Origin of the sequence: Streptomyces sp. V3I8, from assembly GCF_030817535.1 — a bacterium.
Taxonomy (GTDB): Bacteria; Actinomycetota; Actinomycetes; order Streptomycetales; family Streptomycetaceae; genus Streptomyces.
Map to the genome: position 1 here is coordinate 1,762,209 of NZ_JAUSZL010000002.1, position 15,127 is coordinate 1,777,335.

Here is a 15,127-nt window from a genome sequence, read left to right on the forward strand (position 1 = left end):
CAGGTCAGGCGTGCGGGTCGGGGGTACAGGTCGGGCATGCGGGTCGGGCGTGCGGGTCAGGGTGCCTCGTCGGGTTCGCGCGCGAGTACGCCCAGGGGTACGGGCCGGGCGAACGGCCGTCGCGAGGGCGTCGGCGGGCATCCCGCGAGCCCCGCCACGGCCGGACCGCACATCCGGCCCTGGCACCAGCCCATCCCTGCGCGGGTCAGCAGTTTCACGGTGCGCTCGTCCCCTGCGCCGAGTTCGTCGACGGCCTCCCGGATCGCGGAGGCGGGCACTTCCTCGCAGCGGCACACGAGGGTGTCGTCCCCGATCCGCCCGGTCCAGCCGACGGGTGGGGTACAGACGCGGTCGACGGCCGCGAAGAACTTCCGCAGCCCGGCCCGCGCCCCGGCGGCCCGGGCGTACGAACCGGGCTCCGGTGCACGCGCGTCGAGCCGCGCCGCGGCGGACAGTCCCGCGATCCGGCCCTCGGCCAGCGCGAGGGCCGCGCCGCCGATGCCGGTGGTCTCGCCGGCCGCCCAGACGCCCGGTACGTCGGTGCGCTGCTCGTCGTCCACGGCGACGTCCACCCCGTCGAGGCGGCAGCCGAGCGTCTCGGCGAGGTCGGTGTGCGGGAGCATGCCGTGGCCGACGGCGAGGCTGTCGCAGGGGATGTGCCGCTCGCTGCCGTCCCTGATCCGCCCGTCGCTGCCGAGCGCCGCCACGGTCACGGCTTCGAGCCGGCCGGTGCCGTGCGCCGCGACGACGGTGTGGCGGACATGGACCCGGACCCGGTGCCGCGCCAGTGCGGCCGCGTACCACGCGCCTTCGGCGAGCTTGTCCGGGCGGGCGGCGAGGACCCGGGCGTGCCGTACGAGGTCCTTGGGGTCGGCGGATTCCACGAGGGCCGCCACCCGGGCCCCGGCGGCGGCCAGTCCGGCGGCCACGGGCATCAGCAGCGGCCCGGTCCCGGCGACCACGGCGGTACGCCCCGGCAGCACGAGCCCGTCCTTGAGCATGGCCTGCGCCCCGCCCGCGGTGACGACTCCCGGGAGGGTCCAGCCGGGGAAGGGCAGTACCCTCTCGTACCCGCCGGTCGCCAGGAGCACGGCGTCGGCACGGACCGTGACGGACTCCTCCTGCCCGGGCCCGCGCAGGGCGTGCACCCGGAAGGCGCCGGACTCCCCCTCCACGCACCACACGTGGTGGTCGGCCAGGTGTGTGACGCGCCCCGCCGCGGTGTGCGCCGCGAGTCCGTCGCGCAGCGCCTCCCAGGTACGCCACTGGTGGTGCAGGACATGGGGGCGGCGGGCACCGAGCCCGGCGGCGGGCTGCCGGTAGAACTGTCCGCCGGCGTCCGCCGCGGCGTCCACGAGGGTGACCCGCACGCCGCGCGCGGCGGCGGCGAGGGCGGCGGCGAGCCCGGCGGGTCCCGCGCCGACCACGGCGAGGCGGGGCGGTTCAGTCATGGTGCCCGGTCCCTTCCTGGGTGCGGATCACGTCACCGGGCTCGGCCCGCACCAGGCAGGCCCGCTGGTCGGGCCGCCCGTTGACGGTCACCAGGCAGTCGAAGCACACCCCGATGCCGCAGAAGACACCGCGGGGTTCGCCCGTCGCCCGGGTCGTGCGCCAGGACACGACTCCCGCCGACCACAGCGCGGCCGCGATCGTCCGGCCGGGCAGGACGGTGATCTCCCGGCCGTCGAACGTGACGGTGAAGGACGGTTCCGGCCTGGCCCGGACCAGCTTCAGGGGCGTACGCGGTCTCACAGGGCCTCCTCGGACGGCGGGTCGGCGGTGCGCCCGGCGAAGCGGTCGGGGCGGAACGGGGCGAGGTCCAGGTCGGGCGTCCTGCCCGTGAGCACCTGGGCGATCAGGTGGCCCGTCCCCGTGGAGAGCCCGATCCCCGCGCCCTCGTGCCCGCACGCGTGGAAGAGGCCCGGGACGCGCGCGTCGGGCCCGATGGCGGGGAGGTGGTCCGGCATGTACGGCCGGAAGCCGAGGTAGGCGCGCACGGCCCGCACCTGTGCCAGGAACGGGAACAGCAGGGTCGCCCCTGCCGCGAGCCGCCGGGTGACGGGCAGCGAGAAGGAGCGGTCGAAGCCGACCCGTTCCCGGCTGGCGCCGATCAGCACCGGTCCCGCCGCCGTGCCCTCGACCACGGGCGAGGTCTGGAGCGCCGCCGAGTCGCTGGCCACGTCGGCCACGTAGTCCGCCGCGTACACCTTGTGGTGCACCCGGCGCGGCAGCGGCTCGGTGACGAGGACGAAGCCGCGCCGTGGCAGCACGGGCAGGGACACCCCGGCCAGGGCGGCCAGTTCCCCGCCCCAGGTCCCGGCCGCGTTGACGACGGCGGGCGCGTGGATGTCCCCCTGCGGGGTACGGACCCCGCGCACCGCCCCCGACGCCGTACGCAGTACCCGGGTGACCGTCCGTCCGGTCCGCAGCGAGGCCCCGGCCGTGCGGGCGAGGCGGACCAGACGGGCCGCCGCGAGAGCCGGCATCACCTGGGCGTCCTGCGGATAGAGCACGCCACCGGCGAGGCCCTGCGCCAGGTACGGCTCGTGGTCGTGGAGCCGGTCCGGGGCCACGGACACGGCCTCGACCCCGGCCGCCCGCTGGGCGGCGGCCAGCACGTCGAGCGCGGCCAGCCCCTGTTCCCCGGAGGCGACGACCAGCCCTCCCTTGGCCTCGTACTCCACGGACCGCGCCACACCGGGTTCGGCGGCGAGGCCGGCCCACAGCCGCCCGGAGAGCAGCGCGAGGTCGAGCTCGGCCCCGGGCTCCTTGTCGGAGACCAGCAGGTTGCCCTCCCCCGCCCCGGTGGTGCCGCCGCCCACGGGCCCGCGGTCCACCAGCACGACACGCAGCCCCGCCCGAGCGGCGTACAGAGCGGCGGCCGCCCCCACCATCCCGGCCCCCACCACGACGACATCGCAGGTCAGCGCCTCGTTCACGCCAGTACTATGTCACATACCCCAGGATTGGCACAGGGGTGCGGGCGCCTCGGCCCTCAGGCGCGCCGCAGCACCGTCCACCGTGACGGCAGCTCGATCCGCGAGCCGTCGGCACGGCACTCCGTGGTGACCAGCGGCAACTCCCCCTCCGCCAGCACCACGAGACCCGCGGCCCGCAGAAACCCGGGAACGGCGGCGTCGGCCACCTCCCCCGGCGTGAGCCCGTGCCGGAGAACGGGCGCGAGCTTCGCCGGTGGTCCCCCGGGCCCGCCGGCGAGCCCTCGCAGTACCGCCCCCGCCGCCTCGGCGAGCTCCACGGCGAACGCCCGCCCCCGGTCACCGACGAGCGTGGCGATCCCGTCGACGAGCGCCTGCCGGTCCCCCTCCTCGCACTGGTGCAGCACGCCCCGCATGTACACGTTGGCGTCGCCCAGTTCGGCGTGCAGCACCTCGGCCTCCACCGCCTCCGCCGCGTCGAACAGCCGGTAGGACGCCTGCCCCGCCGGATCCGCGAGCCGGGCGTGGTCGAGGGCGGCGGCCGACAGATCGGCACCGACGACCCGCGGGTACCGGTCGGCGAAGAACCGCGTCTGCGTGCCGTTGCCGCAGCCGAGGTCCACGAACGGCAGCCCGGGAGCGGCCAGATGCGGTTCGAACAGCGCGAGGTGGACACGTGCGGTGAGCGCGGGTTCGGCGTCCCAGAAGACGGCCCCCCGCTCGTCGGGGGCCTCGCGCCAGAAGCCCTCCCAGGCCTCTCTGTACCGAGTAGTCACGCTCATGCCGGCTCCCCAGGATGCGACCGCGGACCGCCCTGAACTGACGGGCAGTCCGGTCTACCGCGCCCGGGGCGAGGCGACAAGGACACGGCGCGCACGTTCACGGCGCATCCGGCGGCCGTCCGCCGCCGTCCGCAGCCGTGCGCCCCCCGGACCCGGCGTGCGACGCGGCACGGTCAGCGCGAGCGCCGCGGCACGGTCAGCTCGAACCACACCGTCTTGCCGGAGTCGGTCCGGCTGGTCCCCCACTCACGCGCCAGCGTGCTCACCACCCGCAGGCCCCGGCCGGCGTCGTCGAGCGGGCCGGCGCTGAGCAGCGTGGGCAGGGTGTGGTCGTCGTCGCCCACCTCGCACAGCAGGGTGTCGCCGCGGACGAGCCGCAGGTCGACGGGCCTGCTGTGGGAGTGCCGTACGGCATTGGTGACGAGCTCGCCGACCAGCAGTTCGGCGGTGTCGGCGAGGGAGCCGAGACCCCACGCGTGGAGCTGTTCACGGACCGCCGCACGCGCCCTGCCGGCCTCCCGGGGGTCGTGCCCGATCCGCCACTCGGCGACGTCCTCGGGCTCGATGCCGTTGAGCCGCGCCATCAGGAGCGCGACGTCGTCCTTGCGGCCACCGCGGGTGTTGAGGGTTCGGATGATGGTGTCGCAGGCGTCGTCCATGGACGCGGCCGGATGGGCCGCCGACTCGCACAGCGTGGCCAGTCCGACACCGATGTCCTCGCCGCGCACCTCGACCAGTCCGTCGGTGCACATCACGAGCCGGTCGCCGGGCGCCACCCGCACCCGTACGGACTCGAAGGGCACCCCGCCGACGCCGACGGGCGCGCCGGTCGGCAGGTCGAGCAGATCACTGCGGCCGTTCTCGGCGCGGACCAGCACGGGCGGGATGTGGCCCGCGTTGGCGATCTCCAGCTCGCTCGCGATGGGGTCGTAGATCGCGTACAGACAGGTCGCCAGGTAGTGCTCGCCGAGCCGCTGCGCCAGGTCGTCGAGATTGCGCAGGAGTTGGGCGGGCGGCAGGTCGAGGGCCGCCATGGTCTGGACGGCGGTGCGCAACTGCCCCATCATCGCCGCCGAGTTGAGGCCGTGGCCCATCACGTCGCCGACGACGAGCGCCGTCCGCGAGCCGGGCAGTTTGACCGAGTCGAACCAGTCGCCGCCGACCCGGCCGAGCAGCGTGCCCGGCAGGTAGCGGGTCGCGATGTCGCAGCCGGACATCCGCGGGGCGATGTGCGGCAGCATGCTGTCCTGGAGGGTCTCGGCGACACTCTCCTGGTACGTGTACATACGGGCGTTGTCGAGCACGAGCCCGGCGCGGGCGGCGAGTTCGGCGCCGGTGACCCGGTCCATGTCGTTGAACTCGACGCGCTCCGGGTGGCGCAGCAGGATCATGAAGCCGAGGACGACGTTGCGGGCCTTGAGGGGCACGACCAGCATGGAGCGGCCCGTGATGAGCGGCCGGATGTCGCGCTTCTCGAACTGCGCGGCGATCATGTGGCCCAGCTGCTCGCTGATGCGGGGCACGAGGACGGGTTCGCCGGTGGTCATGCACTGGAAGAACGGCGTGTGCGCCGGGAACGGCATGGCCTCGCCGACCGGTACGACGTCGTCCCAGCGGCCCGGCTCGTCCGTGTGCTCCAGCGCGACCCGGTGCCACATGGTGGTGGTGTCGGGCACGCCCTCGGAGAAGCCCTCGCCGGCGACGACCTGTTCGCGCAGATAGGTCCCGGCCACGTCGGTGAAGCGCGGGACGACGGCCCGGCTGACCTCGACGACGGTGCGGGACAGATCCAGCGAGGTGCCGATGCGTCCGCTGACCTCGTTCAGGAACTCCAGGCGCTCCCGCACGGCCGCGTACTCGAGGTCCTGGACCTCGTCCTCGGCGTCCTCGGGCAGGGGTTCGCCCGACCTGGCCGCCGCGGCGGCCCGCTCCTGGCGCGCCTTGCGCCCGGCGCGCCGCGGCACGCCCCAGTCGGGGGTGACGGGAACGCGGTCGTTCTGGCTGAACTCCAGTACCGGATAGCCCAGTTCGAGGACCTGGGCGACGATGCGGGCGCTCTCGCCGACGCTCATGCTCGGCAGGATCTCGGGCAGTCCGCGGGCCAGCTCCTCGGCGCCGGGGAAGTCGGTGTGCAGGGCGAAGCCGGGCGCGATGCGCTCGACGGCCGCGGCCGTGCCGATGCCGTCGTCGCGACGCAGCGCGTCCGTATCGGCGGCGAGGACCAGCAGCCGCTCCGGGCCGGGTCCCACCAGCGGGTAGGCCCACCACAGGACGTCGATGCGGCCGGGTCCCGCGGCGGTCAGCCGGGCGCGACCGGCCGCCGGGTAGAACAGCCGCCCGTCGAGGGAGGATTCGAGGTCGGGCCCGAACCCGTCGTAGGCGGCGTAGGCCCCGTAGGGCGCGTTCCCGTCGTCCTCGGGCAGGGCACCGGAGACGGGCAGCAGATCGACGGCGAGGCGGCCGACGGCCTCCTCCCTGGCGGTGCCGAAGAGGCGCCGTGCGCCCTGGCTCCAGTGCGTGACCAGGCCCTCGCGGTCCACCACGACCACGGCCAGTGGAATCCGTCCCGCCGCGGCGATCCCCCTCGGAGGGACACCTTTCTCGGTGCCACGGTCCATGGCTCAGGCCCTCTCTCCCGCGGTCCGCAAGATCTGCGCCGCCACACCACCACGGTACGTCCGCCCGCACCGACGATGTGCACCAATCCCCGAATTGCCCCGGCGCACACCGGCACCCCGTGAGGGGCGCGGGGAACTGCGCGACCAGCCCCCACCGGCCGGCGGCCGGCAACCGACCCGCGGCCCCCTCCCGCTCAGTCCTCGTGCCCCAACTGGAGGTCCCGCTCGGTCCTCCCGCCCCCGGCCACCTGCAGAACCGTGGCCACCGGCGGGTACCCCGCCGCGATCACCGTGTACTCCCCGGACGACAGGTCGACGAACCGGAACGCCCCGTCGCCCCCGGTGGTCAGCGTGTCCACCACGTTCCCCGCCGCGTCGAGCAACGTCACCCGCGCGTCCTCTACGGGCCGCCCGCCGCTGGCCCGCACGGTCCCCCGCAGTACCGCCCCGCCCGCGAGCTCGACGTCCTGCCGGGTCTCGCGCGCGGCCTGCACGCTGACGGGCAGCGCGGCGGGCCGGAAGGCCGGAGCGCTCCCGGCGAGGGTGTACTCCCCCGCGACCAGCTCGGTGATGACGTACCCGCCCTCCCGTCCGCTGCGGGTGGCGGCGACCACCTCCCCGTGCACGTTGGTGAGCGTGACGGTCGCGTCCCGCACCGGGGTCCCGTCCGCCGTGACCACGCTCCCGGCCAGCCGCCCCGCGCCGCCCAGCACGACGTCCAGCTCCACGGGCCGCTCCCCGACGGTGACGCTGACCGCCTGCGGCTGGTGCCCGCCGGCCGCGGCGATCAGGACGTACGCACCCGCTCCGGGCGTCGACAGCGCGTACCGTCCGTCCTCGCCGCTCGCGCCCCGCCCGATCTGCTGCCCCCCGACGTCGATGAGGGTCAGCGCGGCGCGGGGCACGACGGTGCCGTCGGGGTGCTGCACGGTCCCGCAGACGGGAATGCCGGCGGCGTACGACGAACGCGCGCCGGGAAGAGCGGTGTGGTGCTGCGTGCCGGTGTGCTGCGGGGTGCTGTGCCGCGGGGTGCTGTGCTGCGCGGGGTCGAGCGGCGTGGCCGTCTCGGGGGCCGTGGTGGTGGGGGTGTGGTGGGACACCAGTGGTTTCTCCTTGAGGAAGAGGGCGACGAGCAGGCCCAGGACGAGCACCGGCACGAGGTAGAGGAAGATCCGCGGCATCGCGTCGGTGTACGCCGCGACGTAGTCCTCCCGCAGGTCGGCGGGCAGCGCGTGGACGAGCTGCGGGGTGAGGGACTCGGCGTCGGGCAGGCCGGCGCCGGACCCGGCGGGCAGCCGGTCGGCGAGGGCGTCGGCGAGCCTGTTCGCGAAGAGCGTGCCGAAGACCGCCGCGCCGACGCTGCCGCCGATCTGCCGGAAGTAGTTGTTGGCGCTGGTCGCGGTGCCGAGGTCGTGCGGGTGCACGGAGTTCTGCACGGCGAGGATCAGCACCGGCATGACCAGCCCGATCCCGGCGCCGAGCAGGGCCATCCACACGCTGTAGTGCAGCCGGGGTGTGTCGGCATCGAGCCGCGAGAGCAGCCACATGCCGACGGCGGACAGGGCGCCGCCGAGCACCGGGTACACCTTGTAGCGGCCGCTGCGGCTGATGAGGTGGCCCGAGACGACGGAGGCGCCGACGATCCCGCCCATCATGGGGAGCATCAGCAGGCCGGACTCGGTGGCGCTGGCGCCGTCGACCATCTGCAGGTAGGTGGGCAGGTAGCTGGCCGCCCCGAAGAGGGCGACCCCGACGATCACGCCCACCACACCGGTGATGTTGAAGACGCCGTCGCGGAACAGCCGCAGCGGGATGAGGGGTTCGGCCGCGCGGTGCTCGGCGACGAGGAAGAGCACGGTCGACACGACGGCCCCCGCGGCGAGAGCGAGGACGACGCGCGAGCCCCACGCGTACTGCGTGCCGCCCCAACTGGTCAGCAGGACCAGGCAGGTCGAGGCGGCGGCGAGCAACAGGGCGCCCAGGACGTCGAGACGGGGCCGGGCGGCGGGCTTCGGCAGGTCCAGGACGACGGCCACGACGACCAGCGTGAGGAGGCCGAAGGGCACGTTGACGTAGAAGCACCAGCGCCAGGAGAGGTGATCGGTGAAGTAGCCGCCGAGCAGCGGGCCCGCGACGGAGGCGATCCCGAACGCGGCGCCGATCAGCCCCATGAAGCGGGCCCGTTCCCGGGGCGGCACGATGTCCGCGATGATCGCCTGCACGCCGATCATGAGGCCGCCGGCACCCACGCCCTGGAGGGCGCGGAAGGCGATCAACTGGTCCATGGTGCGCGACCAACCGGCCAGCGCGGAGCCGATCACGAAGACGACGATCGCGAACTGGAAGACGCCCTTGCGGCCGTAGAGGTCACCGGCCTTGCCGTAGACGGGCAGTCCCACGGTGGACGTGAGCAGGTACGCGGTGATCGCCCAGGACATCCGGTCCAGGCCGTGCAGCTCTCCGACGATCTTCGGGAGCGCGGTGGCGACGATCATCTGCTCCAGCGCGGCGAGCAGCAGGGCCAGCATGAGCGCGCAGAACACCGTGCGCACGCGGCGCGGGCTGAGCGTCACCGGCTGCCGTTGCGCCGCCCCTTCCGCCCCCGACCGCCGCTCCGGTGACGGCACTCGGGGGGTGTCCGGGTCCGGAGCCGAGACCTCCCGTCCGCTCCGCGCCAGTGCCGTCCCGCCCACGTGCTGCTCCCCTCGTCGCGCCTGCGCGGCCCATTTCTCGCATTACGCGACATCTGGGAGCAAGCGCGACGAGTCACCCTGAGGCGGGTCGCGGGGACGTATGCGCCGGTGGGAGCCCTACGGCGCACAGCCGGGCCGCACCGAGAACCACTCGAAACGGTGAGTGCCCGCAGCAACTACCGGGCCGGGCTACTTCTCGACCTCGGCGGCGAGGTTCGCCAGCACGCCGTCGTGGATGCGGCCGAGGCCCTTGGGCGCGAAGGTCCTCTCGAAGAAGCCGCCGATGCCGCCGGCGCCGTCCCAGACGGTGGTGACGACGACCCGGGACTTCCCCTCACCGGCCGGGGTGACCCGCCAGGTGGTGACCATCGAGGAGTTGCGGTCCTTCTCCACCAGCTCGCCGTCGGTGGGCTCGGTCACCTCGAGCAGGCAGTCACGGATCCGCTTGCTGGTGGCCTGGAGCTTCCAGTGGACGAGGGTGCCCTCGCCGTCGCCGCCCTCCCGCACCTCGTACTCGCTGAAGTGTTCGGTCAAGATCTTCGAACGCGTGCCGTTGTAGTCGGCCAGCGCATCGAACACGTCGTCCGGCTGACCCGTGACGACTCGCTCCGTGGTGGCCTCGACCTGCGCCATTGCGTTCCTCCAGCACTCGGGATCTCGGGCGTCAGCGCTCAGCCAACCATCACGCGCCCGAGCCGCCCAAATCGGGGCCCCGCTCACCGATCAGAAACGGGTTCGCACGATCAAGGGAACATGTGTTCTATTCTGTGGTCAGTGCTATCGAGGAGGCGTCATGCGGTGGGAGAACCTCACAGCGGAGTCCGACGGGAACCCGCCCAAAGACCCCGCCCTCTTCGGCGCGGACACGGTGACCACCCGTACGTTCGACACGCCGGAGTTCCGCGGGATCACCTTCCACGAGATCCGGGCCCGGTCGATCGTCAACCGCGTGCCGGGGGCCTCGCGCATGCCGTTCGAGTGGACGGTCAATCCCTACCGCGGCTGCTCACACGCCTGCGTCTACTGTTTCGCCCGCAAGTCGCACAGCTATCTGGACCTCGACACCGGTCTCGGCTTCGACAGCCAGATCGTGGTCAAGGTGAACGCCCCGGAGCTGCTGCGGCGGCAGTTGGGCTCACGCCGCTGGCCCGGTGAGCACATCGCGATGGGCACGAACGTGGACTGCTACCAGCGCGCCGAGGGCCGCTACCGGCTGATGCCGGGGATCATCGCGGCCCTGCGCGACCACGCGAACCCCTTCTCGATCCTCACGAAGGGCACGCTGATCCTGCGCGACCTCGACCTCCTGAAGCAGGCGGCGGCCGTCACGGAGGTCGGCATCTCCGTCTCCGTGGGCTTCACCGACCGCGAGCTGTGGCGGACCGTGGAACCGGGCACCCCGGCCCCCGAGCGCCGCCTGGACGTCGTCCGCACCCTGAGCGCGCACGGCGTCGACTGCGGGGTCCTGATGGCCCCCGTGATCCCCTTCCTGGGCGACGACCCGTCCCAACTGCGGGCGACGGTACGGGCCGTCGCCGCGTCCGGCGCGACCTCGGTGACCCCGCTGGTGCTGCATCTGCGGCCGGGGGCGCGCGAATGGTTCATGGCCTGGCTGGGACACCACCACCCGCATCTGGTGCGCCGGTACGAGCGGCTGTACGCGGAGGGCGCGTACGCCCCGAAGTGGTACCAGCGCCGGATCACCCGGCAGGTCCACGAACTGGCCGAGGAGTACGGCATAGGCCCCACGCGCCCGGGAATGCCCCGCAGGATCCCCCTCCCGGAGCCGGCCGCGCCGGAACCCACCCAGCTCACCCTGCTGTGACCCGCGTCCTTCCGTGACCCGCGTCCTCACACGCGACGTCCCGCACGCCCTGCCCGGCATCCGGCCGCATCCCGCGGCCCGATGGGGTCACGTCTCGGCGGAAACGGTCCTTGCGGACATCCGCCCCGGAACGATACGGCCATGGCCGTGCCGTGCGCGGCCTCCTGTCCGGTCCGTCGATGTGAGGCGATTCATTGTGAACCGACGTGCAGCCGCTCTGTGCGGTGCCGCCGCCGTGGTTGCCGGAATGATCACCGCGGTCCCGGCCGGCGCGGTCCCGGCCGGCGCGGACCGGGGCCCCGCGGGCGGCCGGTACGGCGCCCCGTCCGCCGGCGTGGCGAAGCCCGTCTGGAAGAAGTGCGCCACCAAGAAGTACCCGGCACTGCAGTGCGCCTCCCTGAAGGTGCCGCTCGACCATGCGGACCCGCGCGGCCGGAAGATCACGCTCGCGCTGTCACGGGTCCCGCACACCTCGAAGAAGGCGTACCAGGGGCCCCTGCTGGTGAACCCGGGCGGGCCCGGCGGCAGCGGGCTCACCCTCGCCGGGTTCGTCGCGGCCTCGCTGCCGAAGGGCGTGGCGGCGCAGTACGACGTCATCGGCTTCGACCCGCGCGGCGTCGGGAGGAGCAAGCCCGCCCTGGACTGCGGACCCGGTCACTTCACCCCGGTGCGCCCCGACTCGCTGCCGGTGGGCGACGCCCTGGAGAAGGCGAACCTGGACCGCGTGCGAACCTTCGCGAAGAACTGCGCGAGCAGGTACGGGGACCTGCTGCCGTACATCGACACGGTGAGCGCGGTCCGGGACATGGACGCGGTCCGGCGCGCCCTCGGAGCCGGGCGGATCACCTACTTCGGGTACTCCTACGGCACCTACCTCGGCGTCGTCTACGCCAAGCTGTATCCCGGGCGGGTGCGGCGCATGGTGCTGGACTCCGTCGTCGATCCCACCGGCGTCTGGTACGACGACAACCTGGCGCAGGACCACGCCTTCAACTCCCGCCACCGGGCCTTCATGGCCTGGGTCGCCCGGCACGACGCAAAGTACGGGCTGGGCAGGGACCCGGAAGAGATCGAGACGGCCTGGTACGCGATGCGGGCGGCCCTCGCGAAGAAGCCCGCGAACGGGAAGGTCGGCGCCTCCGAGCTGGAGGACACCTTCTCCCCCGGCGCCTACTACGACGGCTACTGGCCGTCCCTCGCCGCCGCCTTCGCGGCCTACGTGAAGGACGGGAACGACGACCTGCTGGCCGAGGCGTACGAGGACTTCGGCGCCGTCGACGCGGCCGGTGACAACGGCTACAGCGTCTACACCGCGGTGCAGTGCCGTGACGCGCACTGGCCGCGTGACTGGGACGAGTGGCGCGACGACAACTGGGCGGCGTACGAGAAGGCACCGTTCATGACCTGGAACAACGCCTGGTACAACGCCCCGTGCGCCTTCTGGCCCACGGACGCGAAGGAGCCCGTGGACGTCGCGAACGACTCGGTACCACCGGTCCTGCTGTTCCAGGCGACGGACGACGCGGCCACCCCGTACGAGGGCGGCGTCATGGCCCATCGCCTGCTGGCGGGCTCCGGCCTGGTGGTCGAACAGGGCGGCGGCAACCACGGCATCACGCTGAGCGGGAACGCCTGCCTGGACAGGCACCTCGCCGCCTACCTGGCGGACGGCCGGGTACCGCGCGGCGACGGTGAGGCCGACGCGGTGTGCGACAGACTGCCCGAGCCCGAACCGCCGGCCTCCGGTGCGGCCGGCGGGGCGTCGAAGGGGACCGCGCTGCACGGACTGCTCGGCTTCCGGGGCTGACCTGCCGCCGGTGCCCGTCGCCGGTGCGGTGGTGCGGTGGTGCGGTGGTGCAGGATTGATCCATGACCGGACCGATCCGCATCACCGCGCCCGACGGTGTCGCCCCCGCCGCCGCGTACTCCCACGTCGTCATGGGCACCGGCCGCTTCGTGGCGGTCTCGGGCCAGCTGGCGCTCGACGAGGACGGCCGACTCGTCGGTGAGGGCGACCCGGCGGCCCAGGCCCGTCAGGTCTTCGAGAACCTGCGGCGCTGCCTGGCCGCGGCGGGCGCCGGTTTCGACGACGTGGTCAAACTGACCTTCTTCCTCACGGACATGGCCCACCTGCCGGCCGTCCGCGCGGCCCGGGACGAGCACATCGCGCCGGACCGCCTGCCGGCCGCCTCGGCCGTGCAGGTCGCCGCCCTGGTGCGCCCGGAGTTCCTGATGGAGATAGAGGCGTTCGCGGTGGTGTCCGGGTGAGTCACGGACCGGCCGTCCGCGCGATGACCCTCGCCGACTGTCCCCGCGTGGCGGAGATCCGCGTACGCGGCTGGCAGCACGCGTACGCGGGGCTGATGCCGCGGTCGTACCTCGACGGGCTCGACGTGGCGGCCGAACTGCCGCGCCGCCGGGCCCACTTCGAGCGGGCGGGCGAGGGGGTGGTGAACCTCGTCGCGGAGTGGGCCGGGGAGGTCGTCGGCTGGTCCTGCCACGGCCCGTACCGCGACGGCGAACACCGCACCGCGGACGCCGAGCTGTACGCGATCTACGTCGCTCCCGACCGGCTCGGACGCGGTGTGGGCCGCGCGCTGCTGCGGGAGTCGGTCACGCGCTGCGCCGCGGCGGGCCACGGGCGGATGCTGCTGTGGGTGGTGCGGGAGAACGCGGACGCACGCCGCTTCTACGAGAAGGCGGGGTTCGCCGCGGACGGCGTCGAGGAGCCCTTCGAGGTGGCGGGTGCACAGGTGCCCGAGGTGCGTTACGTCCGTCCGCTGGACGGCGTCACGGGGAATCCCCCTTTGGCCTGAGGTCCTCCCCGGGATCTCGCGCGCCCGTGCCGACGCTCCGCGTCGGCTGCCGGAACCGGCCCGTCCACGCCGGTGACGCCCCCTGTCCGGCAACGGTCGGACAGGCGGTACGCCCCGCACATCAGGCGCGGGCCCGCCGTCCCGGACACCTGCGGCACGGGAACCGGACGGGGCGCCGTCCCCGGCGCCCCCTGCCGCCTGCCGCTGACCGCCCGTGCCCCGCGCCTGCCGCCGGCTCCTGACCGTGCGCCCGGCGTCGGGGTGGGGACGGACGGCACAATTGCGGGTACGTCCGGGCTCCGCCGCAGGCGTGCGGCACTACGCTCGGAGCGCGTCGCCACAACCCGCGTGCAGGCCGACCCGGGCCGCGGCGACGCGGTGGGTACGGTCGACGAGGCGCCGCGGGAGGCGACCCGTCGGCCTCCCCCCGCGGCGCGCACGGGGAAGCCGCCGTCCGTTACCTCCGTCGCGCCCGTTGGGCCGGGAGCCGTTTCAGCGCGTCGGTCGCGGCGCGGGCCAGTTCCGGATGGACGAGGGCCTCGTTCAGCACGGGCCGCGCCTTCTCGTCGCCGAGCGCGCCCAGCCCCTCCACACACGCGAGGGCGACCCGGCGGTACGGGTCGTGCGGCCGGAACCTGCGGGCCAGGGTGGTGATGAGCGCGGGGACGGACTCCGGCGCACGGAGTTCGACCAGGAGCCGGACCGGGTGCAGGGCGTAGGCAACGCGCAGTTCGTTGGTGGCGAGGGCGGCCGCCGCGCGGGCGGTGCGCGGGTCACCGAGCCGCGCCAGGGCGTACGCGGCGGACGCGCAGCGCTGCGGGTCCCGGTGGTTGAGCAGCAGGACGAGCGCCTCGAAGGCCCGCCGGTCACCGGCGACACCGAGCCTGAAGGCGGCGAGTTCCCGTGCCCACAGCGGCTGTTCGGGTGCGACGAGCACCCCGGCCAGTGCGTCCAGGTCGTGGGTCGCAGCCAGCCGTTCGTACGAGAAGGACGCCGTCGTACCCGCCTCCTGCCGTAAGCGCTGCGTGAGCGCTCGCAACTCTTCGTCCATGACGCAGAGGGTAGCGGTGGCGACGCAGGTCACACAGACCCGTTCCGCATGCGGTCTGGTGCGCTCGTTACTCGCAGGTTAAGCTCAATCGAGCGAGTTACCCACTCGTCGACTCACCCGTGGTGGCCTGGTGACGCAGCCGCCGCGGGATCACCCCCACACCTCAGGGCCGTGGGGGAGCTGGTCGGTTCGGTACTTCGGGTACCGCAGTACGGCACGGCTCCGGGACAGGGCCGGTCGGATCCTCCTCACCGTCGCGCGGACCGTGCTCCGCACCGCGCGAACGGCACCGGGCGTGTGCGCTGCGCAGCCCGGCGGCATCGGCATCCTCACCCGCATGCGTATCCGCATCCGCGTCCGCATGCGTGACCTCCGCACTCCGTGCGCCCGTCGGCGTATCCCGGTG

At 73.8% G+C, this 15,127-nt stretch carries 12 protein-coding genes; 4 read left to right on the forward strand and 8 right to left on the reverse strand.

Features of this window, described 5'->3' with window-relative positions; genetic code table 11:
• Positions 1-56: 56 nt before the first annotated feature.
• The 7 genes from QFZ75_RS07750 to QFZ75_RS07780 form a co-directional block, all read right to left on the reverse strand.
• The gene (locus tag QFZ75_RS07750) at positions 57-1,451 is read right to left on the reverse strand and encodes an FAD-dependent oxidoreductase (protein WP_307534963.1); all 1,395 of its coding nucleotides are present in this window, start codon (positions 1,449-1,451) and stop codon (positions 57-59) included.
• Positions 1,444-1,752 carry a (2Fe-2S)-binding protein gene (locus QFZ75_RS07755; protein ID WP_307534965.1) on the reverse strand — a complete coding sequence of 103 codons (309 nt, stop codon included), beginning with the start codon at positions 1,750-1,752 and terminating at the stop codon, positions 1,444-1,446. The genes QFZ75_RS07750 and QFZ75_RS07755 overlap by 8 nt, the downstream gene beginning before the upstream one ends.
• On the reverse strand, positions 1,749-2,939 hold the full coding sequence (locus QFZ75_RS07760; RefSeq protein ID WP_307534967.1) for an FAD-binding oxidoreductase: 1,191 nt from the start codon (positions 2,937-2,939) through the stop codon (positions 1,749-1,751). The genes QFZ75_RS07755 and QFZ75_RS07760 overlap by 4 nt, the downstream gene beginning before the upstream one ends.
• Before the next feature lie 56 nt (positions 2,940-2,995).
• Positions 2,996-3,718, reverse strand: coding sequence for a class I SAM-dependent methyltransferase (locus QFZ75_RS07765; protein ID WP_307534969.1), 723 nt, complete (start codon positions 3,716-3,718; stop codon positions 2,996-2,998).
• A 173-nt stretch (positions 3,719-3,891) separates the two neighbouring features.
• On the reverse strand, positions 3,892-6,336 hold the full coding sequence (locus tag QFZ75_RS07770) for a SpoIIE family protein phosphatase (RefSeq protein WP_307534971.1): 2,445 nt from the start codon (positions 6,334-6,336) through the stop codon (positions 3,892-3,894).
• Positions 6,337-6,530: 194 nt separating this feature from the next.
• Positions 6,531-9,029: an MFS transporter gene (locus tag QFZ75_RS07775; RefSeq protein WP_307534973.1), complete on the reverse strand. Its 2,499-nt coding sequence runs from the start codon at positions 9,027-9,029 to the stop codon at positions 6,531-6,533.
• Between the two features lie 189 nt (positions 9,030-9,218).
• On the reverse strand, positions 9,219-9,662 hold the full coding sequence (locus tag QFZ75_RS07780) for an SRPBCC family protein (protein WP_307534974.1): 444 nt from the start codon (positions 9,660-9,662) through the stop codon (positions 9,219-9,221).
• A gap of 160 nt (positions 9,663-9,822) precedes the next feature.
• On the opposite strand from QFZ75_RS07780, the gene QFZ75_RS07785 reads away from it, so the two are divergent.
• From QFZ75_RS07785 to QFZ75_RS07800, 4 genes are all read left to right on the forward strand, one after another.
• A complete protein-coding gene (locus QFZ75_RS07785) occupies positions 9,823-10,854 on the forward strand; it encodes an Rv2578c family radical SAM protein (RefSeq protein ID WP_307534976.1) in 1,032 nt (343 codons plus the stop codon).
• A gap of 247 nt (positions 10,855-11,101) precedes the next feature.
• A complete protein-coding gene (locus tag QFZ75_RS07790; protein ID WP_373465822.1) occupies positions 11,102-12,661 on the forward strand; it encodes an alpha/beta hydrolase in 1,560 nt (519 codons plus the stop codon).
• Between the two features lie 62 nt (positions 12,662-12,723).
• Complete coding sequence (locus QFZ75_RS07795) at positions 12,724-13,122, forward strand: RidA family protein (protein WP_307534980.1); 399 nt, start codon at positions 12,724-12,726, stop codon at positions 13,120-13,122.
• 23 nt (positions 13,123-13,145) lie between these two features.
• Positions 13,146-13,670, forward strand: a complete 525-nt coding sequence (locus tag QFZ75_RS07800) for a GNAT family N-acetyltransferase (protein WP_307544285.1) — start codon at positions 13,146-13,148, stop codon at positions 13,668-13,670.
• A 457-nt stretch (positions 13,671-14,127) separates the two neighbouring features.
• Here QFZ75_RS07800 and QFZ75_RS07805 read toward each other — a convergent pair whose 3' ends face one another.
• Positions 14,128-14,721, reverse strand: coding sequence for an adenylosuccinate lyase (locus QFZ75_RS07805; protein ID WP_307534982.1), 594 nt, complete (start codon positions 14,719-14,721; stop codon positions 14,128-14,130).
• Positions 14,722-15,127 lie beyond the last annotated feature (406 nt).